Below are 3,156 nucleotides of genomic sequence, written 5' to 3'. Positions count from 1 at the left end.
TTGGAATGCACCGATAGGGTACAAAGAATGTGTAAAAGAGATTGGATTGATCTGACCAGTTAATTTTCCAGATTGGTATTATTCGATTTTTCTTCTACGGTTTCGCTAACCAACAACATACGCTTGGCATTTTTTCTTAGTTCAACACTCTTATTCTCTATCTCAATAATCAAGTGACAAAAGTGATTTACCATCCTATTTAATGCTTGTGCCGTTTGAGCGATTTCATCTCGACCTTGTACAACGACTTGCGTGGTCAGATCAGAAGAGTTGGCTAATCGTTGTATGCCTGCACGTAACTGATGCAGTGGCCGTTGAATAGAATGCTGAATTAACCAACCGAGTAACATTAATAAGCTAACCCAAATCGCTCCACCAAACAGATAAAATTGGACCATGGTATGAGTAAGGCTAGCCGCCTCGGTCTGTACTTCCCCAGCCATACCAATCTGCTGTGCGACCAGTTGATTTAACGTCTCACCCAGTGGAACAAGGGTATGATTAATCTCGTTATTAAAAGTCGATTCATTCAGGATTCGCACAGTAATTGCATCACTCCCTGCGCGAGATATCCATTGCTGATAGAGTTGAATGGCGCTCTCTAATTGTTGATCAGCCAATTGGTTGAGCGGATCAACAGCCTCTCCCCTTTGTTGTTGATAAGCTCTCCAGTGTTCTCCAACTTGAGCTAATAAGCTTTCAATCTTATCTATCGTTTCATTTTGGCCAGCCCACCCGGTTCGATAACGCCTTAAATCATCAAGGCCAGTTTGTCTGAGCAATGAATGAGTCGCAAGGATTTCACTTAGAGGCAGTAGGTGTTGCTGGTAAAGACGATCAAATAAACGATCTTTTTGTTGTGTCACTTGAAAAGAGAGGAAAAGTGCCACCAGTAAACTGATGATAGGGAGCGCGCTTAAGCAAAATAAGCGCGTACTGATTTTGACTTGGTTGAATCTGAACATGCCGATAATCGCTCTGAAAAACAGAAAAGTCGGCGATATATACCAAACAATATGAAATGGCCGTATCAAGTAACTCACCGCCGAACCGTACCCAAAGACGGAACCGGAACCCAATCACTCAGCCAACGTCATACAGAAGAAGTATTTCAGATCGCTCGCTATAAGCCACGCAAGCAATCCATACCGCCTTAGTGTGATGGTATGGATTATTCCTAAAGACTATGACAAGAGCGTTACAATGTATTCAACATCCTCAAACAATAGGGTTTGCGAACACCGATTGGCATACAAACAATAATGCAAAGATAATCTTCTTCATATTAAAATCCATTTTAGTAAAGATGAGTATTGTTTATGTAACCGATAGTGTGGTTTTTAGGGACATATACCTCTGTCCATTGACTTCCAGAGGACAACACATAAACACGCTGACCTTGTGGCAATGTCAGCAGCTCTTCACTGTCAAAATTGCCTTCTTTATAAACTGAAGCTTTTTTGATCTGGACAGTTTTAGTTTTAAGCTTATTCAGTATTTCATTAAGATAAGATTGTGCTTTTTTATGATTTTGTTGTGCGGACTTTGCGTACCAGAACGCAGCTAGCTGATTACTTTGTCTTACACCTTTTCCAATTTCATACCTTAATCCCAGATTATATTGGCCAACATCATCACCTTGTCTAGCGGCTTTTTCATACCACTTAACCGCTTGATAATCGTCTTTTTCTACTCCATTGCCCTCTGCATACATAACACCTAGGTTGTTCTGAGCTGCAACTGAACCTTGTTCGGCTGCTTTCTGATACCATTGAAATGCCCTTCTCGAGTTTGCCGTACCCCCTTCGCCCTCACTTAGCATCCAACCTAGCCTAAATTGAGCGTCAACAACCCCCGCATTTGCTGCTTTTTCAAACCAATTGTACGCTTGAGTGTAGCTCTTCTCTTTACCATAACCATAATAGTAATGATTACCTATAAAGTAGTCAGACCAAGAATGATTTTGTTTGCTTGCTTTTAAAAAATATTCATAAGATTTTTTGTAGTCTTGCTCTATACCATCACCATAGTAATACATTCTTGCCAGATGATAGGACGCATATTTCGTATGTGGTACAGCCTCGTTTAGAAGAGAGAATGCTTTAGCTGTATCTTTTTCTGTCCCTATACCATAGAGGTAGTACCTGCCGAGTTCTGCTTGTCCAAGCCAAAGCGTTTCCGCAGCCTTTTTCATCCAGTAAACAGCTTTCTTTTTGTCTATGTGTACTCCCTTTCCATCTTCATAGATCCAAGCTAAGTTTCTTGCTGACGGACCATAACCCTGCTCAGCAGACTTAGTGTACCAGTAGATAGATTTTTCATAATTTTGAGAAACTCCATATCCATAATCAAAAGCCAACCCTATGTAAAAGGAACAACTTTTATAGCTATCAACGCATCGCTCATACCACTTTAAGGATTGGTCATAATCTTTGCTTGACCAATAATATTCCCCAAGTTTTTTGATCGCCCCAGCATCATTATTTTCTGCTTTTAGCCACAATGGGAACAATTCTTTATTCTGTTCTAAAACTTTAGATGCTCGGTCTTGTTTATTTTCCGATGCTTTAGTTAAATATTCTTGTGCTTCTTTAAATTTTTCTTGTTCAAGTAAATACATAGCAAAGTCATATTGAGCGTCTGCTAAGTTGGCATGTGCTGCTTTTTCAAGCCAATCAATATCCTCTTGTGATGGGCGATTTGTTGACGTATAGAGTCGATACATTGAACGACTATCACCGTCTAAAGCCAGTTTCTGCCAAGACTCTCTCGCTTGCGCATATTCACCATCTTGATAAGCTTTTTCTGCTGATTCATATGTTGCTGCACAACCTGACAGCATCAACGTCACCAAAGCACTAGCTAACCACTTACGTTTTAACATTATCTTTTACCTTAACGTCTTGTAAAAATTTGTAATTATCAGTAACAATGCTACAAAACTCACTTTTCTCTTTCAAGCAATTACAAATGAACTGTTGTGAACTATCCCTATTTTTAACACTAACCTCGCTAACTTGGGGTAACAAAAATAAACTGAGCAAGTCAATATCGTGAGCAATAGCTGTACGGCCATGCGCATGCTTAGCGATGGACAATTCAACATAAAAAATCAAAAAAAAGCGAGCACTAAGCTCGCCTTTAACTACCTGTGTT

General features: G+C 39.9%; 3 protein-coding genes. All 3 read right to left on the bottom strand.

Going from position 1 to position 3,156, the window contains the following annotated elements; all coding sequences use genetic code 11:
• Window positions 1-59: 59 nt before the first annotated feature.
• Window positions 60-965 (bottom strand): HAMP domain-containing protein, encoded by a 906-nt coding sequence (locus tag B7C60_RS07330; protein ID WP_099611079.1) that lies wholly within the window; start codon window positions 963-965, stop codon window positions 60-62.
• Between the two features lie 332 nt (window positions 966-1,297).
• Window positions 1,298-2,884, bottom strand: coding sequence for an SEL1-like repeat protein (locus B7C60_RS07325; protein WP_099611078.1), 1,587 nt, complete (start codon window positions 2,882-2,884; stop codon window positions 1,298-1,300).
• The coding region (locus B7C60_RS17200; RefSeq protein ID WP_216639313.1) for a hypothetical protein at window positions 2,871-3,156 on the bottom strand (286 nt) is incomplete at its 5' end. The genes B7C60_RS17200 and B7C60_RS07325, both read right to left, overlap by 14 nt.

This window comes from Vibrio fujianensis, from assembly GCF_002749895.1.
Classification (GTDB): Bacteria; Pseudomonadota; Gammaproteobacteria; order Enterobacterales; family Vibrionaceae; genus Vibrio; species Vibrio fujianensis.
The sequence above is the reverse complement of the archived record's forward strand: the minus strand, read 5'-3'. Positions and strand labels throughout refer to the sequence as shown.

Coding starts and splice junctions, on each gene's coding strand:
- B7C60_RS07325 (WP_099611078.1), bottom strand. CDS start 2,884: ATGTTAAAACGTAAGTGGTTAGCTAGTGCTTTGGTGACGTTGATGCTG.
- B7C60_RS07330 (WP_099611079.1), bottom strand. CDS start 965: ATGTTCAGATTCAACCAAGTCAAAATCAGTACGCGCTTATTTTGCTTA.